This is a genomic window from Maribacter sp. 2-571 (genome assembly GCF_050589625.1).
Lineage (GTDB): Bacteria > Bacteroidota > Bacteroidia > Flavobacteriales > Flavobacteriaceae > Pelagihabitans.
The window spans coordinates 176,836-199,171 of sequence record NZ_JBNGOP010000001.1 but is presented as its reverse complement, the minus strand read 5'-3'; the positions used below and the strand labels follow the sequence as shown (position 1 = coordinate 199,171).

At 42.8% G+C, this 22,336-nt stretch carries 22 protein-coding genes; 8 read left to right on the top strand and 14 right to left on the bottom strand.

The features are described from left to right. Window positions 1-111 precede the first annotated feature (111 nt). Together ACRD7P_RS00790 and ACRD7P_RS00785 are read left to right on the top strand one after the other, a co-directional pair. Window positions 112-1,065, top strand: coding sequence for a helix-turn-helix domain-containing protein (locus ACRD7P_RS00790; protein ID WP_430905558.1), 954 nt, complete (start codon window positions 112-114; stop codon window positions 1,063-1,065). A gap of 89 nt (window positions 1,066-1,154) precedes the next feature. Then, on the top strand, window positions 1,155-1,379 hold the full coding sequence (locus ACRD7P_RS00785; RefSeq protein ID WP_430905557.1) for a hypothetical protein: 225 nt from the start codon (window positions 1,155-1,157) through the stop codon (window positions 1,377-1,379). 17 nt (window positions 1,380-1,396) lie between these two features. On the opposite strand, the gene ACRD7P_RS00780 is transcribed toward ACRD7P_RS00785, so the two are convergent. From ACRD7P_RS00780 to ACRD7P_RS00745, 8 genes are all read right to left on the bottom strand, one after another. Further along, on the bottom strand, window positions 1,397-1,978 hold the full coding sequence (locus ACRD7P_RS00780) for a TMEM175 family protein (RefSeq protein ID WP_430905556.1): 582 nt from the start codon (window positions 1,976-1,978) through the stop codon (window positions 1,397-1,399). A 25-nt stretch (window positions 1,979-2,003) separates the two neighbouring features. Beyond that, window positions 2,004-2,297, bottom strand: coding sequence for a hypothetical protein (locus ACRD7P_RS00775; protein WP_430905555.1), 294 nt, complete (start codon window positions 2,295-2,297; stop codon window positions 2,004-2,006). 23 nt (window positions 2,298-2,320) lie between these two features. Next, window positions 2,321-2,851 carry a YceI family protein gene (locus tag ACRD7P_RS00770; RefSeq protein WP_430905554.1) on the bottom strand — a complete coding sequence of 177 codons (531 nt, stop codon included), beginning with the start codon at window positions 2,849-2,851 and terminating at the stop codon, window positions 2,321-2,323. 15 nt (window positions 2,852-2,866) lie between these two features. After that, entirely contained in the window at window positions 2,867-3,511 is a 645-nt protein-coding gene (locus ACRD7P_RS00765) for an NAD(P)-dependent oxidoreductase (protein ID WP_430905553.1), read from the bottom strand. A 149-nt stretch (window positions 3,512-3,660) separates the two neighbouring features. Beyond that, entirely contained in the window at window positions 3,661-4,383 is a 723-nt protein-coding gene (locus ACRD7P_RS00760; protein WP_430905552.1) for a hypothetical protein, read from the bottom strand. A gap of 47 nt (window positions 4,384-4,430) precedes the next feature. After that, entirely contained in the window at window positions 4,431-5,132 is a 702-nt protein-coding gene (locus tag ACRD7P_RS00755; RefSeq protein ID WP_430905551.1) for an isochorismatase family protein, read from the bottom strand. Between the two features lie 56 nt (window positions 5,133-5,188). Continuing rightward, complete coding sequence (locus ACRD7P_RS00750) at window positions 5,189-5,614, bottom strand: nuclear transport factor 2 family protein (protein ID WP_430905550.1); 426 nt, start codon at window positions 5,612-5,614, stop codon at window positions 5,189-5,191. Between the two features lie 19 nt (window positions 5,615-5,633). Further along, window positions 5,634-6,317, bottom strand: a complete 684-nt coding sequence (locus ACRD7P_RS00745; RefSeq protein ID WP_430905549.1) for an isochorismatase family protein — start codon at window positions 6,315-6,317, stop codon at window positions 5,634-5,636. A 419-nt stretch (window positions 6,318-6,736) separates the two neighbouring features. On the opposite strand from ACRD7P_RS00745, the gene ACRD7P_RS00740 reads away from it, so the two are divergent. Together ACRD7P_RS00740 and ACRD7P_RS00735 are read left to right on the top strand one after the other, a co-directional pair. Beyond that, window positions 6,737-7,480 (top strand): hydrolase, encoded by a 744-nt coding sequence (locus ACRD7P_RS00740; RefSeq protein ID WP_430905548.1) that lies wholly within the window; start codon window positions 6,737-6,739, stop codon window positions 7,478-7,480. A gap of 115 nt (window positions 7,481-7,595) precedes the next feature. After that, window positions 7,596-8,309: a pirin family protein gene (locus ACRD7P_RS00735; protein ID WP_430905547.1), complete on the top strand. Its 714-nt coding sequence runs from the start codon at window positions 7,596-7,598 to the stop codon at window positions 8,307-8,309. A 120-nt stretch (window positions 8,310-8,429) separates the two neighbouring features. Here the strand turns inward: ACRD7P_RS00735 and ACRD7P_RS00730 are convergent, their stop codons facing one another. The 5 genes from ACRD7P_RS00730 to ACRD7P_RS00710 all read right to left on the bottom strand — a co-directional run bounded on the left by ACRD7P_RS00730 (window position 8,430) and on the right by ACRD7P_RS00710 (window position 14,840). Beyond that, window positions 8,430-9,797, bottom strand: a complete 1,368-nt coding sequence (locus ACRD7P_RS00730; protein ID WP_430905546.1) for an NAD-dependent succinate-semialdehyde dehydrogenase — start codon at window positions 9,795-9,797, stop codon at window positions 8,430-8,432. Window positions 9,798-9,799: 2 nt separating this feature from the next. Then, the gene (locus ACRD7P_RS00725; RefSeq protein WP_430905545.1) at window positions 9,800-11,461 is read right to left on the bottom strand and encodes an acetolactate synthase large subunit; all 1,662 of its coding nucleotides are present in this window, start codon (window positions 11,459-11,461) and stop codon (window positions 9,800-9,802) included. Between the two features lie 136 nt (window positions 11,462-11,597). After that, complete coding sequence (locus tag ACRD7P_RS00720) at window positions 11,598-12,782, bottom strand: MFS transporter (protein WP_430905544.1); 1,185 nt, start codon at window positions 12,780-12,782, stop codon at window positions 11,598-11,600. 96 nt (window positions 12,783-12,878) lie between these two features. After that, window positions 12,879-14,276: an alginate export family protein gene (locus ACRD7P_RS00715; protein ID WP_430905543.1), complete on the bottom strand. Its 1,398-nt coding sequence runs from the start codon at window positions 14,274-14,276 to the stop codon at window positions 12,879-12,881. Window positions 14,277-14,279: 3 nt separating this feature from the next. Further along, window positions 14,280-14,840: a nuclear transport factor 2 family protein gene (locus tag ACRD7P_RS00710; protein WP_430905542.1), complete on the bottom strand. Its 561-nt coding sequence runs from the start codon at window positions 14,838-14,840 to the stop codon at window positions 14,280-14,282. A gap of 264 nt (window positions 14,841-15,104) precedes the next feature. On the opposite strand from ACRD7P_RS00710, the gene ACRD7P_RS00705 reads away from it, so the two are divergent. Continuing rightward, complete coding sequence (locus ACRD7P_RS00705; RefSeq protein WP_430905541.1) at window positions 15,105-15,731, top strand: DUF2652 domain-containing protein; 627 nt, start codon at window positions 15,105-15,107, stop codon at window positions 15,729-15,731. Between the two features lie 53 nt (window positions 15,732-15,784). On the opposite strand, the gene ACRD7P_RS00700 is transcribed toward ACRD7P_RS00705, so the two are convergent. After that, window positions 15,785-16,093 (bottom strand): phosphoribosylpyrophosphate synthetase, encoded by a 309-nt coding sequence (locus ACRD7P_RS00700; protein WP_138851825.1) that lies wholly within the window; start codon window positions 16,091-16,093, stop codon window positions 15,785-15,787. 411 nt (window positions 16,094-16,504) lie between these two features. On the opposite strand from ACRD7P_RS00700, the gene ACRD7P_RS00695 reads away from it, so the two are divergent. From ACRD7P_RS00695 to ACRD7P_RS00685, 3 genes are read left to right on the top strand one after another with little or no spacing between them, the layout of a single operon-like run. Then, complete coding sequence (locus tag ACRD7P_RS00695) at window positions 16,505-17,617, top strand: efflux RND transporter periplasmic adaptor subunit (RefSeq protein ID WP_430905540.1); 1,113 nt, start codon at window positions 16,505-16,507, stop codon at window positions 17,615-17,617. Window positions 17,618-17,623: 6 nt separating this feature from the next. After that, the gene (locus ACRD7P_RS00690; protein ID WP_430905539.1) at window positions 17,624-20,785 is read left to right on the top strand and encodes an efflux RND transporter permease subunit; all 3,162 of its coding nucleotides are present in this window, start codon (window positions 17,624-17,626) and stop codon (window positions 20,783-20,785) included. Then, a complete protein-coding gene (locus ACRD7P_RS00685; RefSeq protein WP_430905538.1) occupies window positions 20,775-22,256 on the top strand; it encodes a TolC family protein in 1,482 nt (493 codons plus the stop codon). The genes ACRD7P_RS00690 and ACRD7P_RS00685 overlap by 11 nt, the downstream gene beginning before the upstream one ends. Window positions 22,257-22,336 lie beyond the last annotated feature (80 nt).

Below are 22,336 nucleotides of genomic sequence, written 5' to 3'. Positions count from 1 at the left end.
CATGTAGGGTCTCTCTGCTTAGACGTCAATGAATTAGGGTATTGTCAGCGTATTTGGTTCAGAACCATTCTTGGTATCGTTTTAGGATAGTAAGCAGTAAAGAACGCTGTTATGACGACACTACTTAAAAACATTCCTAGCCTCGATATCGATCGCTTTGTTCAAAATTTGATGAACGCCCCCAACAGGCATACTATTACTCATCGAAACAAGAAGATGCAATTTCATATTTGCCGCCTTTCGGAAATTGATGATGCCTCTCCGTTAGACAAACCCCACATCTATGATTTCTTTACCATCTATTTCGTGGAAGCCGGTTCCCTTGCGAAAATCAATCAATTGGAATCGTTACAGCTAAACGCCAAAGAGGTTTTCTTTTCAAAACCGGGCGAAATCAAGACCTGGCAGAAAATGAAGGGATTAAAGGGATATCTGCTTTCTTTTACCATCGACTACCTTTTGATGTTAATCAATGATAAGAACATCATCAACAGTTTCGATTATTTGATGCCCGATTCGCAACGAAAATTTGCGTTGGACGAAGCAAACTTTGCGTACTATCAAAATGTCTTCAATGAGCTTGGTAAAGAGTATGCCGAGCCAAAACTACAGTCTACCGAACTTATTCGGTTTTGGATATTCGTGTTGTTGATCAAGACCAATCGGTTGCACCAAGAGCAACATCAACTGGTCAAACCGAAAAAACTTACCCGCTCCTCAGACGTTATCTGTGCCAAGTTTCTAAAACTTTTGGACGAGACGTTCACTGACTTGGCTAAAGGTACCATTATGAAACCCCCAAGGATAAAGGAGTTTGCCGAACTTTTGAATGTCAATCCTACCTATTTGGGGGAGTGCGTCAGAAAATCGAGTGGAAAATCGGCTAAGTCGATTATCAATAGAAAGACGCTCTTGTTGGCCAAATGCCAATTGTTGCATACCCAGAATAATATTTCCGAGATCGCGTACCAATTGGGTTTTGAAAGCCCTGGCTATTTTATTCGGTTTTTCAAAAAATTCGAGGAGCTGACACCCTTAGAGTTTCGAAAATCAATGAGTGCCTAAAGCTTTTTTATACCTCAATTGTTCATATTATGATTACATACATTAGATACCGTCTATATAAAAATAACATCCGGGAATTCGTTAGGGATATGAAAACCGCACTCCTGGGTTTACATCGTTATAAAAATTGTACCTATTGTGACCTGACAGAGTGTGATTCTGAAAAAGAGAATTTTATACTGCGTATCGAATGGAATGCCAACGTTCAGGGAAATCTCTTGGAGTCAAAAGCACCGGAGATAATCACTTTTCTTAGTGCCATCAGAAAACATCGTGAGTTTATTTTGGAAATGCGTAATTACAGCATTCTCTAAATTTTAACCACAGGTCGTCACTCTTCTTCGTTGTATATTTTTTCGACCTTTCGATTCGGAAAGAACCAAATAGCCGTATTGACCAAATAAACGATGCATCCGAGAATCGGGAAAAAATAGGTTACCCCAATACCCACTACAAAAAGGAGCATTGAATATTTACCTTTGTTGTCCCCATCATGAAGTTTTACGATAGCGTCATCACCGGCGTGGGTTTTGGCCAAGTAATTCACCAACAACCAAAAGGAAAAACTGGAACCCAACAGTATGATGCCATACAGTATCAATGCATTTCGGGCAAAGCCGCTTTCCCCGATCCAACTGGCACCAAACGGAATCAGCGATAACCAGAACAGCAGGTGAAGATTGGCCCATAGAATCTTTCCGTTGACCCTCTTTGCGATACGTAACAGATGGTGGTGATTGCTCCAAAAAATGCCTAAATAAACAAAACTCAGGATATAGCTGAAGAAGTTGGGGAGTAATGGCAGTAATGATACAAATTCCACTTCGCTCGGCGCTTGAAAATTTAGAACCATTATCGTAATGACGATGGCAAGTACCCCATCAGTAAATGTCTCTAAGCGCTCTGTTCGCATGGTGTATTTTTCGATAAATCACCTTTTACTTGAACGTCTTGACCGGTATCCGGGTCGTGTAATTCAAATAACTGGTGTCGCTAGCGGATTTTAGCGTATACCTTCCGCGCTTATTTTTTTCTGCATAGGTCAAGGAATGAACGCCATTGACAATTATAAAAAATAGTGTCTTTTTTTCGCTCATTAATCGTAGCACATCGGCGTATGAGAAGTTCTTGACTTTTCCATTGTCATCAACGCACTCGAGGTATTCAAAGTTTTCCTCACCGTCCTCCGAAGTACATTTGGTACAGTATTGAATGATGTATCTCTTTCCCATGGCCTTTTTTCATTGCATTTGATTTACTTCGCTTCGGCCAGTTGCAAATCAAACCGAACACTTACCTTTTTTCCCAAAAAGACCGCTCCATTAGGTAATTCTGCGCCCTTGGCGATTCCAAATGCCTCCCTATCGATTTTTGTCTTGGCGGTAAAGCCAATCTTTTCGACGCCATCCTTATCCTTGGCGTTTCCTCCTTTGTTCAAGATAAAGGTGACGTCCCATTTATTCCCTTTCAAATGGAGTTCTCCTTGCAGTACAAATTGATTTTTTTTACGCGCTTTAAAGCTCGTGGAAGTAAAAACGATTTTTGGATGCGCTTCTGTATGGAACCAATACTCTGCCTGAAGGTGCTCATCTCGTTGCTCAACGCCTGTATCGATACTGGCAACATCAATTTCAACCCTTACTTCGGTGGCCGACCAATCTTCATTATTCCGAATGAACGATCCCGAAAATTCGTTGAAGGTTCCGCCGATTCCCGATATTCCCAGTAATCTGGCCCTAAAAGCGAGTGTGGAATGTACTTTCTCAATGATATACTTGGTTTTCATACAACGGTAGGGGATTTAATTTGTGATTAAAATCGTTTGTTTGTCGTATTGTTTATCGGTTATCAAATTGGCTAGCACCCTACCGACGTCCTCTCTTGAAATAGTTTCGGGTTCTTTTTCGTTTTCGAGGTCTTTGATAAAGCGTACCTCGCTACTTTCATCATTGCTCAACTCCGTAGGTCTGATGATTGACCATTCAGGTAGTTGGGAGTTTCGTACGATTTCTTCCTGACGTGTTCTATCCTCCATAATTCTACCAAGGAGTACAGGTTCGATAATATTTCGGAAGATGAAACGGCCGTGCCCTTTGGAGTCTCCGGCGCCGATAGCCGTCATGCATATCAATCGCGGCACATTTGCCCCTTTCATTGCATCTACCGTAATCAGGGTTCCCTTCTCACAGAGATCGGGAACATTGAACAGCGTGTCTTTGTTCAAAGGAGCACCAAAAGTTAAAATCGCTACATCTTGATGTTGCATAGCATTTTGGACATCCTCTAATTTCGTAACATCGCCTTTGTAGATGGTCAGATTTGGATTCAAGTTTTCAATTTTTTCCACAGATCGTCCAAAGGCGGTTACCGTGTGGCCATTTTTAAGGGCGTAGTCCACCGTGTGTTGACCGACATTTCCAGTGGCACCTATGATTAAGACGTTCATTAGTTTCTTCCTTTTAAGGTTAATAGAATCATATACCTGAGAATCATATACCTGTTCCCGTTACAAGGGCCGACCATTGTTACAATTGCAATACCGCCAACAGATTAGCTGATCTTCTCAAGAATGAGTTTTCAGAGGGTAGCGGAAATCTACAGCGATTTTGTTTTTTCCGCTTTACATAGATTTTTTACTATATAGTCTTGCTGCATTTCATTCAATCCAAATTGGGGTTTGCCATGTAGCGGCAAGATGTGTTTAAAGCGTAGCTCAACATTTTCCCAAAAACCCCTTAAGCGTTCATCATTTTCTTTGTTATTGGGAGGACGTTCAAAATAATATTGCTCCTCTTCATATGGTGAGCCTACCGCGCTATCACCGGTGAACAGAATCCCTCCATTCATTTCGGCATATATGACGACACTACCAGGAGTATGACCCGGAGAATGATGTACTTGAACATTGAAGTCCGTGAAAATGTCTATGGCACAGGTGATATCGAATAAGGCATTGCTATTCTTTGGAGTATCATCTGGATGAATGAAAATCGGTGCATTGCCTAAATCTTCACTTATTTCATGAAGGGGTGCGTAAGCTTGTCCCAAGAGGTCCCGATGGGTCAGAAAGACTCCGGATATACTATACCCATTGGCCATCCAGTTCTTCAAGGATCGTACGCTTTCATCGCGGACTGCGTCGATGAGCAGTAGCTTTTTGTGTTCTTGATGTACAATAATGTACATGTTGCCGTAGCGGTAGCGATGTTTATCAGCTTTTATAGTATAAACATTGTCTAGAATCGGAAGAATGCTACCTAGTTCAGCCGACAAAAACTTTTTGTGCAATGGCAGTGCGTTCTGTTCGGTGTCCTTCATGAGTTTCTTTTTTAGTGAATGTGTGCGTAAATCAAGAAAAATCGGAACTATTTCGCATAGGCGTCCTGAAAGCCTCCCCAAGCACTATGTTCTTGATACAATTTTCCCACCTTTGGGCCTTCGGGTGTTTTCCAATCCACCATGAGTTCAGAGGCAAGTGTACCCCACGTAATCATTGTAGCCCCGGCCTGTTGCATACGCATCATCGCTGCTTGTTCAACGATAGGCTGATCGGTGCCCGAAGCGTCGACCACAACATAGACTTCGTAACCGTTTGCGAGCAAATCCAAAGTAGTCAACTGGGTGCAGATATCAATTGAAATTCCGCCGATGACTATCTTCTTTTTGCCGAACTTCTCGATGGCATCCCGAAAGGGTTTGGAGCCCCAAGCACTTGCCGTATGACGTTCGATTTTGATGTCGTTTGACAGATGCTGCTGCACCATAGGGTAGAAATCCCCCCTAAAACCTCCTTCGTCACCAAGAACTATGGTCGGCATATTGAAGATTTCGGAAACCTTTGCAAAGGCGGTTGCATTATTCACGAAAGTCGCCCTGTCAATGGTTCGGAGTCCTGGATCGAATCCTGTCAAATAATCCACCATGACGAAAGTGGCGTTATCCTTGGCTATTTTCTGTGTGTACCGATTGGGTTCTATCGGATTTGGGCTAGAGGTGAATGCAACGAGCAAAAAGCTTATTGTCAATACGCACACTGCTATGAATATCGTGTTCTTAGGGATTCTCATCTTTCTGTAAATTTATTGTTCATTTTAAATTTGAATGGTAAGGGAAGTGGCTTCGATCAATTGTCACCTTGAAGTGATTCTATCAATTTCATCACATTCGGATCGGCCGAAAGTTCCCTTTTTACGAATAACCATTTTCCATCCTCTTTTATTAAAACATCGTTGAAGGTACCCGTGCCCGCCATGGTATTCTCGTCTCTATTGAATACCGTTAAGTAACAGTACATCGTTGCATTTTTGCCGTCACCTTCAATTTCATGATTGGTCAATAGATGTCTTCTGCCTCTCGCGAAACTGTCCAATAGCCCGGGGAATTGTTTCCTTAAATCCTCTTTTCCCTTTGTGCTTCCCCAAAACCCGGAGAGTTCTCCATCATCCGCCCAAACGGTCATGTATTTTTCAAGATTTTCGCTGTCCATGGCGTTATCGAATGTTGCCGTTAGTTGTATGATATCTAATTTGTCTTCTGCTGTCAATTTCATTATTTCTATGTTTTATGGTTTATAAATGTGCTTGTAGTGGGGGTGTCCCGATTTGTTCTTTCATCATATCGGCATTTTTGGCGACCCCTAAATAGTTTGACATCGCCACGGAATATTGTCCCATATGCTCGCTTAGCAAATTCGCGATATGCATGCCGTTTATCTGTGTATTATTGGCCAATTCGGCCAATACGGCCACCCAAGTCGTCACAACGACACCGGCCATTGCCAAGCGCTTCATGGTGACTTCCGTAACCAACGGATTCCAATCGGCGGAGGCATCTATTACGGCATAAACTTCGTAGCCCTCTTGAACTGCCGCAATAGCCGGAAACGCCACACAGACCTCTGTTGCCAGTCCAGATATTACCAATTTGGTACGGCCTGTGGACTTCACGGCTTGTTTTGAGGTCTCATCGTTCCAGAAGTTGACGTAAGGTCTATCGATGACACTTTCCTCACCGAAAAGTTCTATTAATTCCGGTAGCGTGGGGCCATTGGGGCCCTGAGGCCAACTGGTGCCTAAGATGGTCGGAATATCGAAAGCTTTAGCGGTTTTTGCATGACCCAGAATATTGTTCTTCAATAGTGCAGGATCGATCGACGTCAAAAACGTGGATAGCCCCACCTGATGATCGATCATTACAAAGCAGCAATTGTCCGGAGTGAGTTCCGTGCGAAATGGATTTTTTAATTCATTCATAGCCTTTATTACTTATTATGCTCTAGTTCAACTTATTTCTTGAGGTAAAGTTCCATATAAAAGGAGGTTATGGATATTACTAATTTCCAGTTATTATGGTACTTTTTAATGCGTTTAAGGTGATGGTCTAGCGAACATTTCAAAATAGGTAAGGAATCATTTAGATTACCATGAAAATGTCGGTAGAATCTTGATGTCGAATAATTTTTGATAGTCAAGGCAAGAATACTTTTATACCCTAGCGAAGGAAACCTTATAGTTGATCTGGGGATGCATCGACCGTTTATCAACTTCAATTCAGTGCACCTTAATTTCTACCATCATTGCTTGCAAAAGTGAATTTCACGAGAGAAAGCATGGACTAATTTTGGATTTAGAAACTCAGGATACTACTATCCTAAAAACAAAAATTCGACATTATGAAAAATCTAATTACACTACTCGCAATCTTTATGGCATCATCGGCCATGGCACAATGGAAACAGTATAATCCGAATAAGAATAACGATCCTGCGAACGCTTCAAAGGAATTGATCAACCCGGCAAACCATACCTTAATGCTTATTGATCACGAGAGTCAGATGGCCTTCGCGGTAGAGTCTAATCCGATAGACGAAATACGAAATAATGTAGGGCTGATTTCCGCTATTTCCCAGCTCTATGAAATTCCGACCGTAATAACGACGGTTGCTGAAAAGTCGTTCAGCGGACCTGTTTTTCCTGAAGTTCGGGAATTCTTTCCTGATGAGAGCGGTTATATCGACCGCACGACTATGAATTCATGGGAGGATACACGGGTGGTCAAGGCCGTAGGCGCTTTTAAGAAACCCAAACTTGTTTTGGCCGGTCTTTGGACAGAGGTCTGTATTCTTTCCGCCGCACTTTCGGCCCTGGAAGACGGATATGACGTATATGTCATTACCGATGCTTGCGGTGGTGTATCAAAAGAGGCTCACGATATGTCTATTGCCCGAATGATACAAGCAGGTATCAAGCCCATGACGGCCATGCAGTATGGTCTGGAAATACACCGTGATTGGGCGCGTTCGGACACTTATGTTCAAATGAACGATATAATGAAAAAATGGGGAGGTGCCTACGGATTGGGAATCGATTATAAGAAAACTTTGGATAAGTGGGAAAAGGAACATTCCGAAAAATAATAAAGTTTTAGGTTGGTTAGTTGGTAAGGTTTGTCCTGACTATCTTAGGTCAGGGCAAATCTTTTGTTCTTTAAGGGTCCAAGGAAGGCACTAAACGATATTTGAACTAAAAAATATGAAAACAACACTTTATAAAGCCGAATCAAGAGGCCATGGCAATCATGGATGGCTCAAGAGTTATCACTCTTTTAGCTTTGCCAATTATTATGATCCGAAACGAATGGGTTTTGGTGTTCTTCGGGTTTTGAACGATGATGAAGTAGCGCCGGGCATGGGTTTCGGTACCCATGGCCATAGCAATATGGAAATCATTTCGATACCTCTGGAAGGTGATTTAGAGCATAAAGACGATATGGGCAATACTACGGTCATTCGTAGCGGGGATATTCAGGTCATGAGTGCCGGTACTGGCGTTAAGCACAGTGAATATAATCACAGTAAAGACAATACGGTAAAATTTCTACAGATATGGATAGTGCCAAAAAAGGCCAATGTCGAACCTCGGTATGACCAAATATCATTAGATGAAGAAGACCTAAGAAATCAGCTTTGCCAAATAGTTTCCCCAAGTTCAGATGATGACGGTGTTTGGATCCATCAGGATGCCTGGTTTCATCTCGGGTACTTCGATAAGTCTACCCGACTTGAATATGTATTGAAGAAAAAATCCAATGGCGTTTATGTTTTTTTGTTGGAAGGAACTTGTTCCATAAATAATGAGAAGTTGGGAAAACGAGATGCCCTTTCGCTAGTAGATGTCACTACATTCAGTCTGGACATGGAAGCTAATTCAAGGATACTCCTGTTAGAGGTGCCAATGTCAAATTAGTGCCTGTTAGAACATCACAAATTCGATTAAAATAAAGAACGGAGGGAATAAGATTTGCCTTAGTTCAATCCGCTATAACCTTTATTGAAGCCGTTGATTCTGGTAATTTGGAAGTATCGTTTAATCAATCCAGACCGATTTTGTATTTACAAATTCCCGAATGCCATAACCCGAAAGTTCCCTCCCGTAGCCACTGTTTTTAATGCCCCCGAACGGTAGTCTTGGATCTGACACCACCAGCTTATTCACGAAGCTACTGCCAGCCTCCAATTGCAGGGCAACCTTTTCACCTCTTTCAGTATTTCCGGTAATGACACCCGAGCCCAATCCGTATTGGGAATTATTCGCCAGTTCAATAGCATGCGCTTCGTCCTTCGCTTTGATTACGGAGGCTACCGGTCCAAAAAGTTCAACATCAAAAGCCTCCATTCCCGGTTTCAAGTCGGCAAGAATGGTCGCCGGATAGTAAGCGCCATTTCCTTCAGGAATGTTTCCGCCCAAAACCAACCGACCTCCTTGGGAGATGGTTTTCTGCACTTGCTCATGAATCTCGTCCCGTAAATCGTGCCGGGCCATCGGCCCGTAATAGGTATCCTCATCCGTGGGTTTGCCCATCTTTGCCTTCTTCATCTTTTCCGAAAATCGGTCCAAAAAGTCATCATAGATAGCATCCAGTACTATAAAACGCTTGGCCGCGATACAGGTTTGACCGTTATTCTGTAGTCTACCATAGGTCGCCAAGTCGGTGGCCCTCTCCAAATCCGCATCGTCTAGAATGATATAGGCATCACTACCGCCGAGCTCCATTACGGTTTTTTTTAGATTTTGTCCTGCAATAGAGGCTACGGAACGCCCTGCGGGGTCACTGCCGGTCAATGTGACGGCAACGATGTTCTCATCCTCGATTATTTTTTTCACTTGTTTTGATCCGATGTTCAGGTTGGTGAATATCCCTTTTGGGAATCCCGCCTGCGTAAAAGCGTTCTCCAAAGCCCCCGCACAGCCTTGAACATTGGAGGCATGCTTCAACACTCCGGTGTTTCCTGCCATTATAGCCGGCACCGCAAAACGAATCACTTGATAGAAGGGGAAGTTCCAGGGCATGACGGCAAGAATCACACCTATTGACTGAAACGTCACATAGCTTTTCGCCGCCTCGGTTTCCACTTTTTCATTCGCCAGTAGCTTCTTTGTGTTATCAGCATAATAGCGGCATATCAAGGCACATTTCTCCAATTCTTTTCGAGCCTGACCAATGGTCTTGCCCATTTCTAGGGTGGCCAATTGCGCATAATCTTCCTTCTTTTCTTCCATCACTTCCGCCAACTTGTGCATCATCGCCGCCCGTTCCTCGTAACTATTTTCTTTCCAAAGCTTAAAGGCACTATTGGCTTGGCGCACTTTTTCAAGAGCGGTTTCATCGGAAATTCGGGCATATTGCGCTACTTTTTCACCCGTAGCGGGGTCTATAATTTCAGCATAATCCATTATCAATCTTTTTTTAGGTTCTGCGAGTATTCTTTGATAAGAACATTCAGTATTTTATGGTTCAAAGAGTAATCTACTGCGAGGTCTATCAAATGAACCCCGGTTGCGTTTAGACAGCTTTTTAAGGTCTTTTCAAAATCCTCAACAGAATTTGGTCTATGGCCTCTGGCGCCAAAACTTTCCGCATACTTTACGAAGTCTGGATTGCCGTAGTCCAATCCGTATTTCGGGAAACCTTCGCCTTCTTGCTTCCATTGGATCATTCCATAGGCGTTATCATTCAATATAATTACAACCAAATCAAGTTGAAGGCGAACGGCGGTTTCCATTTCCTGCGAATTCATCATAAAACCGCCATCACCGTTAACGGAAATCACTTTTTTATCGGGATTCAGTTCTTTCGCCATGAGGGCCGATGCCAAACCTGCACCCATAGTAGCCAGGGCATTATCAAGAATAAGGCTATTCTGCTTGTAGGCAGGATAGTTGCGTGCAAACCATAACTTATAAATGCCGTTATCCAAGGTCACGATACCATCTTCCGGAAGCACGTCCCGTATGATTTTGACCAAACGTTGTGGTAGGATTGGAAATCGGTCGTCCTTTTCATACTTGGAAAGACGTTTTGAGACCTTGTCTCGAATAGCGAGGAAAAAATCGGTATCCCAGCTTTTTGAATCGGCAACCAAGGCCTTTGTCAATTGGTTAACGCTGTCCGCAATATCACCGATGACATTGAATTGGGGGAAGTAGACTTCGTCGATTTCGGCCGCAAAGAAGTTGATATGAATCACTTTTCGTTCGTCTTCGGGATTCATAAAAAACGGCGGCTTTTCAATCGTGTCATGGCCCACATTGATAATCAGGTCCGCCTCGTCAATCGCTTCATGTAAGAAATCATAGTCCGATAGGGCTGCTGTTCCTAAGTATAAGGGATGTCTTTCATCTATAATACCCTTACCCATTTGGGTATTGAAAAAGGGTATTTGTGATTTTTCCACAAATTTCGTTAGGGCCGTGCTTGCTCTCTTTCTATTGGCTCCCGCACCTATCAACAACAATGGTCTTTTGGCGGCAAGTATTATCTTAGCAGCCTCTCGAATAGTTTCGGGCCCTGCATTCGGAATTTTATAGTTCACGACCTTGAACAGCTTTGGGTCGGTCACTTCTTCTTGTGCAATATCTTCCGGAAGTTCAATATGTACCGCTCCGGGTCGTTCTTCGGTCGACAACCTGAAGGCTTCTCGAATGATTGACGGAATGTGTTCTGCATGGGTTACTTGCTTCGTAAACTTTGTTAGTGGCTGCATCATCTCCACGACATCGATGATCTGAAATTTGCCCTGCTTGCTTTTTTTGATAGGTTTTTGCCCCGTAATCATGACCAAGGGCATTGCCCCCAATTGTGCATAAGCGGCCGGTGTCACAAGATTAGTCGCACCTGGCCCCAAGGTGGCCAAACAGACACCCGGTTTTCCGGTTAACCTTCCGTACGTCGCCGCCATAAAACCGGCACCTTGCTCGTGTCGGGTAAGTACAAATTTGATTTTATCGGATTTTCTGAGCGACTCCAAAAAATCGAGATTTTCCTCCCCGGGTAGTCCGAAAATATATTTAACTCCCTCATTTTCCAGAGCACTAATACATAAGTCCGATGCTTTCATTAAGTTGAATTTTAGTAAAGCTAATTAATAATATGTTTTTGACGATTTCTTAGTCGCTATGACCTCTTTAATGTTAAACTATTCCTGATTTGCGTTAATGCTTATTCCATATACTATGATTTCGCCTACTTATATGTTAAGATTTAAGTTTAAGTAGCGTATTATCCTTTGTGGTAATATTGTATATAAAAAAGCCAACACCCATCGCTGCCATGGCCAAACCGGCGTACAAAAATGCCGAATTCATGGTTGTGGCATCGGCCAAGGGTTGTATAAGAATCGGAGAAAAGAACTGACCTAGAAACATAAATGCCGAGAGCAAACCCATAATCGTTCCGCGCACTCTATTTGGTGCTACGTTCATTACTAAGGCGGTCGTGTTTGGCATTATGAGCCCATTTCCGAATCCGGCTATGAACAGACTGGCCGTAATCCCGATGAAGGTATCGAATGACGCTATGAGTACATATCCAATACCCATGATCAGAAACGATGCCATATATAACCAGGAGGTATGGAAATTTGTATTCAGCTTTTTGTAAGCCAAGGATGAGATGGCTCCCGATAGCGTTCCTGCTGCAATCGCCAAGCCGACTTTGGTGCTACTTACGCCGATTTTGTTCAATATGAACGGTACTTGTACCGGCATCATGTAAAAGAATACCATGGTTACGAAAATCAAAAGTAGGAGAAATAGTATGGCATTACGTGGTTTAGGTTCTATGCTTTTTAGATTGGCTGATCCATCGCTTTCCATTTTTTCAGGTTCTTTGATAAATCGTATGGCCGGTATGACTATCAACAGGGATAACCCGTATATGAAGAACGGACCCCTCCAACTCATTTCGGCCAGCACTCCACCCAGACTAATAAATAGTATGCCTCCTATGGCCATGGCCGCCGCTTGCTGCCCCAAAAAATTACTGCGCTCTTCGCCTTCGAAATAGTCCGCTATTAATGTGGAGGTCACGGTCATAACGATAGCCACCGCGATGCCTAACAGTCCTCTGCTGACTAAAATCCACATGAGACTGTCGACCAGACCGCCCAGACTTCCCCCGATTCCATAGAGTATAAGTGAAACTATCAAGAGTGTTTTTCGGCCGATTTTATCTACCGCGACACCGGCGATAGGTGATATGATGGCTATGAACAGTGCAGGTAATGTGAGTATGAGTTTAGAAAGAAAATCAGAATCCGGATTGTCCGAAAAGGTTTCCTTTATCAAGGGTAGGGAAGCAGCAATAGTGGCCCCGGACATAACGGTAAGGGTACTGGATGCGAGAAGTGTGATTTTAACGAATTTGACGTTGATTTTCATATATATTTCTTGAACCTCTTTGTTGTATTTGTTACCAAAACATTTTACCCACAGCTAAATTTTTATCGCTGATATAGAAACTATCCTTACGAAAAGCTAAAATCTATGAAGGAGTATTACGTTTAAGAAATCGCTTATTTCCTGAGGGGTTTCATTTTCGGCTATGAATCCTTCGGCAAAAAAGTGAGAGTAATCTATAACCACAGAAGTGTATTTCGTAATGGCATACTTACAGTTGAAATCAAGTTGCTTGCCCAACGCCAAAGTATCACTACCGGTGGGCGCAATCAAAGGAATACCAGAACCATTCACGTAAATACCATCTTCCTTTTGTGTTCGCCAATACCAAGCCCAGTTTACATTGAAAGAAAATTCCTTTCCATAGGCTACGGTAAAGCTCGGATGAATGTACCAAAAGTTGGTTCCGTAGAGTGCTGCCGCACCTTGATAATAGCCTTGCCTTGGGTACATAGGATTAAATGAATTCAACTTATTATCCTCCGCATTGGTATCTCCGGAGAAGTAATTTGCCTTTAGGCCTAAACGCTTTTGAAAGGGTTTTTCGGCGTCGAACGTGTAACCGATGTTCGAGAAAATACCGTGAGCCCTAATATCGCTTTCACCAGCTTTCCCGAATTGACCTGTTACCTCTAAGTCATAATCAAAAGCACCCTTATCGGCAAAAATTCTGACTCCCAACGAATGCCTAGTCTCTTTGCCGGTCGCGTTGAAAAACTGTGTTTCATCTTGCTCAAATCCCAAATAATAGATATCCGTACTAAAACCTTTTATAAAACTCTTATCCAGTGTGCTGTAAATTCCCCATAAGGTTTCATCACTGTCGAGGATTGGATTGTCGAAAATACCTAAGTTTTGTTTCCCAAATTGAGTCACAAAAGAATCGACCGAGAGTCCTTTGGCCTCGTAAGCTACTTTCGCTCCTTCCCAATACTGTCTAACATTGGGGCCTTCACGGATGGTTATCAAGTGACCGGCACCGTAGTTTAATTCTTGCCGTCCTACTCGGAGAATAAGGGACTTACTATCCTCATTCAGAAAGTCGTAATCTACAAATGCGTTCAATAGGAATAGTTCATCCCGGTCTACAGGTGCCGGCATTGCTTCTTTGAAAAAATCCAATCCCATGGCTGGTTGTAAAAAAATGCGCAATCGTTTTCCCAAATAGATGTCTGCATGCAACATCACTCGGGTCAGAAGATAGCCTTCACCCTCATCTTGTCTATTGTATATACTTTGGTACATTAGCCGTGTTTCCCCACCCAAGGATAGATAAGAGGAGCCATTTTCATTCATCGGAATGTATTTGACGGGGTCGTAGAAATGTCTGAGCTTCGTACTGTCTTTCAAATACCCATAATTTTCCAGGAACCGAATAGGGAGAATTGGTTGTGAGCCCTTTTCTTGAGCCATGCTGTCTTCATGAGCTAGTAAAACCAAGACTGTTATGAAAAATAATTTTCGAATCAATACCATTCGCTAATCGTTATTTTTCTTTCTAAAAGATTTTCCGCGTAGACTCGTTGTGTCAAGATAAATCACATGGTAATTTCTCTTTTTAAAGAACCATCCCCCGTCCTTCTTAATGAGCTCATCTTGGTAGTTTGCAAGATTGTAATTGCTTGAGTTTGATCCTCTCGCTATCTCGTTCAAATAAAAGTTCGCCGTTGCGGTCTTACCATCGGCGCTCAAATCCACGTTATAGCCCGAATTGAGTTGAACGAAGAATTCCCAGCTTCCTATCAGATGTTCAAAAGCATTCGCTATGCTGTCCCGACCTTTGAAGGTTTTGCCTATCGGAGGTCCGATAATCCACTCGCCATCTTCTGCCCAAAGACTTTTAAATAGTTCTTTGTCCTTTTGCCCTGCGGCATCGGTAAATGCGTTGCTCAAACCAACAATCAGCTGTTTATCCTTGAAACGTATGAACTCTGATTGCAAGGCCTCAAAGTCGTCTTTTGAAACCGATGATGCATCTGCACATGAATTGAGAATGGCTCCAAGGAGAAATACGGTAATTGTTCTAATGGTCATTTTCATAGGTAAGAGATTATAGAAAATTGCTTAAAAAGTGAATGGTCTTTTGTGGCTTTTTGCTTGTTGTGCAAAGCCACGGATGGCAAGACTTTTCTCTATATCAAACTTCTAAAGAATCAAGGCAATTTCATGTTCATAAATACCCCAATGATGTGACTTTTTAAATGATTTCCGCTGCGTAGTAATGGAAAAAGTGACATTTTAAAGGTGTTAAGTAGTATGTAGTAATCTCTTGAGGCGATTATCTTATCGGTCTTAATGAGACGTATGAAAAACGAAACTTTTGATGCAAGCCCGACCCTATTATGCATACCTGATATCAGTGGTTTTACGAAGTTTATGACCGAAGTGGATTTTAAAGTCAGCTCGCAAATAATCCCGTCTTTGTTGAACAATATTATCTACACCAATTCTTTAGGGTTCAAGGTCTCTGAAATAGAAGGGGATGCCATTCTTTTCTATAAACAGGGTCTGCTTCCAGAATTTGATGACTTGGTAGACCAGTGTAAACTTTTTTATAAGGAGTTTTACGAAGCTATGTTCGCCATTGCAAGTGATTTTAGCAAAGAACGCAAAGCTCACAAAACCCCAGATATGCTAGGGTTGAAAATCATTGTTCATTATTCGGAACAAATTGGAATGGCGCAAGTAGGTACGCACATAAAACTGATGGGCGAAGATGTCATTGTAGCACATCGGTTTCTAAAAAATTCGCTCAAGGAAAATGAGTATCTGCTTTTTTCCGATGCAACGATGAATCAGTATAGCGAAAAAGAAATGTCCTCGGCTCTCAATTGGCATGTGGTCAAGCAAAGTTCCATCATTGAAAAAGATTTAGGTGAAATTCCCTTTAGCTATATTGATTTGACACCGCTAGTGCCCACGGGCAACTAGTACAGGGCGCAAACCATGAAATAAGATATCGATCTTGGTGATGTTTTACAAGACTATGGTGTAAACCTAAGCTTTTGCAGCATCTCAGCACTAGGAGGTTCGCTATACGCGCCATAGGCATCGATCAGTATTCCTTTAAGCTGATATCTTTTCGAGGAAATGGCATAGAGCACCGATTCGTCAGACGGGTTCGTGTTGCCGTCAAAACGATAATAACCATCTACCGTAAATTCTTCCGGTGCTATTTGATGATGGGGTTCCTTACATTCCAAAAAAGATTTTTGAAGATTGAAATCCTTATCATACCCCAGCATTTTGAGGTCATTGATGGCGTCTACCAAACTGTCATATCCTTTCTTCATCCTTAAGATTTTCTTTGTTTCTACTTTGCTCTACCTAGAAAACTCCTTTTTTTAAAAACCACCTACCATAAACGATAGATGGTTTTAACCAACCAACCAAACTATTTTTTTGATGACAACATAATTCAAACCCACTACTACTTTAGCTGCCGGAATTAGGATTGAAATACGCTTCAAAGTTCTAATATCATTCAAGCCGGTCGTTATACTTTTTACACTGTTTATAGTCATAATTCCGTGTCTAACATTAAACGTCGGTCGGTTTGTGAACGCCCCAAACCCCGTATCACTTTAAAAAGTAATATCAAATCACTAATTATTGCTCTATTGGAGCACGTTGTTCTTGGGATATTTGGTGCTTCAGGATATTCAATCAGTATTGAAGAACCTTTGATCTAAAAACGCGATTTGATGAAACGATATGTTTACATTTTTTTGATTTCTTTCCTTATCTCTTGTTCTGGTGGGAAAGAGGGTCAGCAGGAACGGCCGCTGCCATCCTTACCGGTAATAGAGGTCCAAAAGCAAGATGTTGTCGGTTATAAAATGATAACGGCCAATATAGAAGGGACTGTGAACGATGAAGTCAGACCAAAAATATCCGGTTACATCACCAATGTGTATATAGACGAAGGGCAGAGAGTCAAAAAAGGACAACTGCTTTTTAAGTTGGAGACCCTCTCGGTAAGTCAAGATGCGTTGGCCGCAAAAGCTGATTTGGAGTCTACTTCCATAGAGGTAGAGAAGATTAAGCCCTTGGTCAAAGAAGGTATTATCAGCGAAAGGGAATTGGAGACTGCAATTGCCTTGCAGTCAAGTTCTCGCGCTACCTATAACAGTGTTCTTGCGCAAGCCGATTATGGTAATGTGCGCGCATCGGTAAATGGTATTGTAGGAGAGATTCCATTTCGGGTGGGTAGTCTGGTCAGTCCCAATGATGCGGAACCCTTGACGACCCTGTCGGAATTGAATGAAGTCTATGCCTACTATGCCATGAATGAAAAGGACTATCTCACCTTTTTAAGGGATACCGAAGGAAATTCTACTCAGGAGAAAATCAAAAATTTTCCAAAAGTGAAATTGGTACTTGCCGATGACACTGAATATGAAGAAGAAGGTACGGTGGAAACTACGACCGGACAAATAGATACGCAAACCGGTACGATAAGTTTCAGGGCCCGTTTTTCGAACCCGAAAGGATTATTGACGAACGGAAACAGTGGATATGTGAAAATACCCCAATATTACAAAGACGTACTCGTGGTTCCGGAGCAATCAACCTTTGAAGAGCAAACTATTGTCTATGTATATACGGTAAAAGCGTCGGATACGGTACAGCAAAAAGCGGTTAAGCCTTTGGCCCGTATCAATAATCTCCTTTTGATAGCAGAAGGACTTGGCGAAGGTGATAAAATCGTGGGCAAGGGATTGTCGAAAATAAGGGATGGCGCCGCAATAAAGCCAATACCCACCCCATTTGACTCAGTGGCTACTTCAACCAAGAGAATTTTCAAATCTAATTAACGTCAAATGCTAAATACTTTTATAGAACGCCCTGTATTGTCTACGGTAATTTCGTTGATTATCGTGATTTTAGGTGTGCTTGGTTTGCAGAGTCTGCCGGTGACCCAATACCCGGAAATCGCACCGCCAACGATTAGTGTGACAACTTCCTACCCTGGGGCGAGCGCCGAGACTATCTTAGAGAGTGTCATCATTCCGATTGAGGAAGAAGTGAACGGAGTAGAGGGAATGGACTACATTACTTCCACGGCCAGTAATAACGGTACAGCCTCGATCACCGTATATTTCAACCAAGGCGTAGACCCCGATATTGCCGCTGTTAATGTTCAAAACAGGGTCGCTCGTGCCAATAGTCTATTACCCGCAGAGGTTTTGCAGAATGGTGTGATAACGCAAAAGCAACAAGTAAGTGCGCTCATCTATTTTGGACTGTATTCCGAAAATGAGGATTACGACGCTACCTATATTTCAAATTATCTAAATATCAACATTGTCCCGGAACTATTGCGCATCGATGGTGTTGGAGAGGTGAGTCCGTTTGGAGATAAAAATTATTCCATTAGAATATGGATCAAACCCGAAAAGCTTAGAGCGTATAATCTGGTTCCTGCCGATGTGGTAGCGGCTTTAAATGAACAAAGTATCGAAGCCGCACCCGGAGCGTTGGGTCAAAATTCCGGAGGGGCCTTTGAATATGTCATTCAGTATGAGGGCCGCTTTAAGGACGCCGAGAAGTATGATGACATCGTGATTAAGGCATTGGACAACAATCGCCTACTCAAACTTAAAGACGTAGCGGAAGTGGAATTGGATGCCTATTCCTACAATACCGTTTCCGTATTTGGGGATTATCCTTCGGTAAACGCTGGAATTTTTCAAACGCCTGGCTCCAATGCCCAAGCGATTATTCAGGAAATTCAAGGAAAGTTCGATGAGATGGAAAAGGAGTTTCCAAAAGGATTGAAACTGACTATAAACTACAACATCAACAATTTTCTCGAAGAATCCATTTCGGGTGTAGTCTCAACTTTGATAGAGGCCTTTCTGCTGGTTTTCCTTGTTGTATTTATTTTTCTTCAAAACTGGCGAACTACCCTCATTCCGGCAATCGCCGTTCCTGTCTCCATCGTGGGTACGTTTTTTTTCCTGCTCATCTTCGGGTATTCCATAAATCTATTGACACTGTTCGCCCTCGTACTCGCTATCGGAATCGTGGTAGATGATGCCATTGTGGTGGTCGAAGCCATTCAGGCAAAGTTAGAAGAAGGGGAACAGAATGTTTTGAAAGCTACAAAAGATGCGATGAGTGAAATTGCGGGAGCGATCATATCCATCACCTTGGTTATGTGCGCGGTATTTGTACCGGTTACGTTCTTAAGTGGTCCTACCGGGGTGTTTTATCAGCAATTCGGTATTACGCTCATCGTAGCCATCATTATTTCTGCTATCAATGCTTTATCCCTTAGTCCAGCGCTGTCGGCTTTGTTTTTGAAACCCGAGGAGGAAGAGACTAGCGATAAAAAGGAAAATTTCTTGACAAAGGCGAAGAATCGCTTCAATCAAGGTTTTGATAAACTGACCAAAAAGTATGGCAATACGATTGGTTATACATGGAAGCACAAGTGGATTGTTCCATTAGCGCTCGTCGGTGCTGTCGCCGTTCTATATTACTACAACACGTCACTTGCGACGGGTTTTGTCCCGACCGAAGATAGAAGTATTCTATTTGCCAATATTGAACTCCCGCCCGGCGCTTCCTTGGCAAGAACGGCAAAGGCAACGGAAAAATTTGAAAATTTGGCAGCTCAAATACATGGAGTGAAAAGTGTCTCCGTAATCAATGGTCAAAATTTCTTTTCCGGGGCAGGTAGCCCATATGCACTCTCATTTATTGTATTGGATGGTTGGGATGAGCGAGTGGCCGATTCCCTCTCCATCGAAAGTATTAGCGGTCAACTCTTTGGTGTTGCGGCCCAAATTGCAGATGCACAAATGGTATTTTTTCAACCCCCACAAATTCCCGGGTTTGGAAATTCAGATGGTTTTGTTGTCAACCTTTTGAATGATTCGGAGGCTAGTTTTATCGAACAGGATAGGGTCGCCAAAGAATTCTCTGGAGCCTTGACCCAACGACCGGAAATTGCATTTGCCCAAAGCTCGTTCAATACAAGCTTTCCGCAATATACCATGACGTTGAATACCGATAGGATAAAGTTGTCTGGTATCGCCATCAGCGATGTTCTGGCTACAATGCAAGGTTATGTCGGTGGAATTTACGTGAACAATTTTAGTCGGTTCGGTAAGCAATATCGCGTATTTCTTCAGTCTTTGCCGGAAGACAGGGAAGATGTGGCGGATATCAATGAATTGTACATAAAGACCGCAAATGATAAAATGGCACCCATAGGGGAGTTCGTAACCTTAGAACGTACCTATGGCCCCCAATTCGTGAACAGATTCAATCTTTTTAACTCAGTCACTATTAATGGGTCCACCGGGCCGGGCTACAGTACAGGTGAAGCGATTTCGGCAATTCAAGAAGTAGCCGAGAATCTTGAGCAGGGGTACAGTATAGACTTTTCTGGATTAACAAGAACCGAGGTCGATGCCTCGGGAGAGCTTATAACGATATTCGGCCTAAGCCTGCTCTTCGTCTTTCTTTTCCTGGCAGCGCAGTATGAGAGTTATCTAATTCCATTTGCAGTAATCCTGTCGCTACCAGGAGGTATTGCCGGAGCTTATTTCTTTACGGCGATTTTCGGACTACAAAGTAACATATACTTTCAGATTGCATTGGTGATGCTTATCGGGCTGTTGGCCAAGAATGCCATTCTGATTGTGGAATTTGCGATTCAAAGAAGAAAAAACGGAGCTTCGATTGTAGACTCCGCCATAGCGGGCGCAGAAGTGCGGTTAAGGCCGATTTTAATGACATCCTTGGCATTCGGTGCAGGTATGATTCCATTGGTAATTGCATCTGGTGTGGGTTCAAGGGGAGATAATTCTATAGGTACGGGTGCAGCCGGAGGTATTATCATAGGAACGTTTATCGGAATATTCTTGATACCGTTCCTATACATCGTGTTTCAATCGTTACAGGAAAAAATATCAGGCAAACCAGTTGCTTCCGAAGAAACGGATAAAAAAAGTATTCCAAATGAGGCTTAAACCACATACATTAAAAATCATATCGATTATCCTGATAGTGCTGGCGTTACAGTCTTGCCTGGTCACAAAAGAATACGTAACCCCGGAAATCGAGATACCTGATAACTTTAGAGATTTTAAGGATAACGATTCCATATCAATGGCCATGATGCCTTGGGAAGAGCTGTTCGAGGATACCGTACTGCGCAATCATATCAACGAGGCCCTGACAACAAATTACGATGCACAACTTGCTTTACAAGATATACTGAGAGCCCAAGCACAATACAAACAGGGAAAGGCGGGATACCTGCCTACCTTATCGCTAGATGGCTCTGCGACTTCCTCGAAATTTAGCGGTAACGGCATTCAGGGACTACAGTTCGGAGGAGGAGATCAAGAAGGAAATCCGGCCGGAGGTTCGAGCAGAATCGAACAGTACAACCTTTCGGGAACCCTTAATTGGGAACTTGATATCTGGGGCGCTATTACCAGTAATAAAAAGGCCACCGCTGCCGCCTATCTCGCTACGGAGGCGGGACAGCGCTTGGTACGAACGGCCTTGATCGCCAACATCGGTACGCTCTATTACGAGTTGATCGCTTTGGACGAACAGTTATTCATTGCCCGGCAAACGGTAGAGGCACGGAAAAATAGCTTCGATATCACACAAAAACTGAAGGAGGCGGGCCGGGAACGTGAGGTGGCCGTACAACAAGCAGGTTCACAATTAAAAATAGCTGAACTTTTGGAATTACAGTTGGAACTGGAAATCAAAACGACCGAAAATGCGTTCAGTATTCTTCTGGGCAAATCCCCAAGGGAAATCGAAAGAGGCGACTTTCGGGAAAGACCGCCCAATCTGAATACTTCCGTCGGGTTACCGTCTGCCATTCTAAGAAACCGGCCAGATGTGATCCAAGCGGAGTTTAACCTAATCAACGCCTTCGAGCTGACCAACGTTGCCAAAACCGAGTTTTACCCAAAATTGACCTTGGGAGGAACTGCAGGATTCAATAGTCTCGATGCAAGCGACTGGATCAGTAGTGCATCGTTTTTCAATGATCTTGTTGCAGGAATTACACATCCCTTGTTGAACAACCGGAAAATCAGGACGGCTTACGAAGTGGCGAAAATCGATCAACAGTCTGCCTTGCTCGAATTCGAGCGAACACTATTGATCAGTTATCAAGAAGTGGCCGACGCCTATCTGACCTATAATTCTATAACGGAGCAATACAATGTTACCGATGAGCAAGTAGATTTTTTAAAGAATGCATCGAACTACTCGCTAAAATTGTATCAAAACGGTTTTACAAATTATTTAGACGTGCTTATTGCCGATACCAATTTACTAGACGCGCAGATATCATTGATCAACACCCGATTTGCCAAAATCAGTGCTACGATTGAACTGTATAGAGCTCTGGGTGGTGGATGGAACAAGGTAATAGCACCAGAGGAAGTCACGACAGAGACATCCGAGGAATAAATTAAAGATTGAATCTACTGGGAAGTTGCAATACATTGAAACAACCTATTTGGAAAATCGGTCCCAGAAGCAATGTTTCA

Excerpts from the sequence above, each read along its gene's own strand:
- ACRD7P_RS00730 (WP_430905546.1), bottom strand. The coding sequence starts at position 9,797 with ATGGATTATGCTGAAATTATAGACCCCGCTACGGGTGAAAAAGTAGCG.
- ACRD7P_RS00740 (WP_430905548.1), top strand. The coding sequence starts at position 6,737 with ATGAAAAATCTAATTACACTACTCGCAATCTTTATGGCATCATCGGCC.
- ACRD7P_RS00780 (WP_430905556.1), bottom strand. The coding sequence starts at position 1,978 with ATGCGAACAGAGCGCTTAGAGACATTTACTGATGGGGTACTTGCCATC.
- ACRD7P_RS00785 (WP_430905557.1), top strand. The coding sequence starts at position 1,155 with ATGAAAACCGCACTCCTGGGTTTACATCGTTATAAAAATTGTACCTAT.
- ACRD7P_RS00700 (WP_138851825.1), bottom strand. The coding sequence starts at position 16,093 with ATGAAGAAAGGATATGACAGTTTGGTAGACGCCATCAATGACCTCAAA.
- ACRD7P_RS00775 (WP_430905555.1), bottom strand. The coding sequence starts at position 2,297 with ATGGGAAAGAGATACATCATTCAATACTGTACCAAATGTACTTCGGAG.
- ACRD7P_RS00705 (WP_430905541.1), top strand. The coding sequence starts at position 15,105 with ATGAAAAACGAAACTTTTGATGCAAGCCCGACCCTATTATGCATACCT.
- ACRD7P_RS00755 (WP_430905551.1), bottom strand. The coding sequence starts at position 5,132 with ATGAGAATCCCTAAGAACACGATATTCATAGCAGTGTGCGTATTGACA.
- ACRD7P_RS00695 (WP_430905540.1), top strand. The coding sequence starts at position 16,505 with ATGAAACGATATGTTTACATTTTTTTGATTTCTTTCCTTATCTCTTGT.
- ACRD7P_RS00685 (WP_430905538.1), top strand. The coding sequence starts at position 20,775 with ATGAGGCTTAAACCACATACATTAAAAATCATATCGATTATCCTGATA.
- ACRD7P_RS00750 (WP_430905550.1), bottom strand. The coding sequence starts at position 5,614 with ATGAAATTGACAGCAGAAGACAAATTAGATATCATACAACTAACGGCA.
- ACRD7P_RS00725 (WP_430905545.1), bottom strand. The coding sequence starts at position 11,461 with ATGAAAGCATCGGACTTATGTATTAGTGCTCTGGAAAATGAGGGAGTT.
- ACRD7P_RS00710 (WP_430905542.1), bottom strand. The coding sequence starts at position 14,840 with ATGAAAATGACCATTAGAACAATTACCGTATTTCTCCTTGGAGCCATT.
- ACRD7P_RS00745 (WP_430905549.1), bottom strand. The coding sequence starts at position 6,317 with ATGAATGAATTAAAAAATCCATTTCGCACGGAACTCACTCCGGACAAT.
- ACRD7P_RS00760 (WP_430905552.1), bottom strand. The coding sequence starts at position 4,383 with ATGAAGGACACCGAACAGAACGCACTGCCATTGCACAAAAAGTTTTTG.
- ACRD7P_RS00720 (WP_430905544.1), bottom strand. The coding sequence starts at position 12,782 with ATGAAAATCAACGTCAAATTCGTTAAAATCACACTTCTCGCATCCAGT.
- ACRD7P_RS00790 (WP_430905558.1), top strand. The coding sequence starts at position 112 with ATGACGACACTACTTAAAAACATTCCTAGCCTCGATATCGATCGCTTT.
- ACRD7P_RS00765 (WP_430905553.1), bottom strand. The coding sequence starts at position 3,511 with ATGAACGTCTTAATCATAGGTGCCACTGGAAATGTCGGTCAACACACG.
- ACRD7P_RS00735 (WP_430905547.1), top strand. The coding sequence starts at position 7,596 with ATGAAAACAACACTTTATAAAGCCGAATCAAGAGGCCATGGCAATCAT.
- ACRD7P_RS00715 (WP_430905543.1), bottom strand. The coding sequence starts at position 14,276 with ATGGTATTGATTCGAAAATTATTTTTCATAACAGTCTTGGTTTTACTA.
- ACRD7P_RS00690 (WP_430905539.1), top strand. The coding sequence starts at position 17,624 with ATGCTAAATACTTTTATAGAACGCCCTGTATTGTCTACGGTAATTTCG.
- ACRD7P_RS00770 (WP_430905554.1), bottom strand. The coding sequence starts at position 2,851 with ATGAAAACCAAGTATATCATTGAGAAAGTACATTCCACACTCGCTTTT.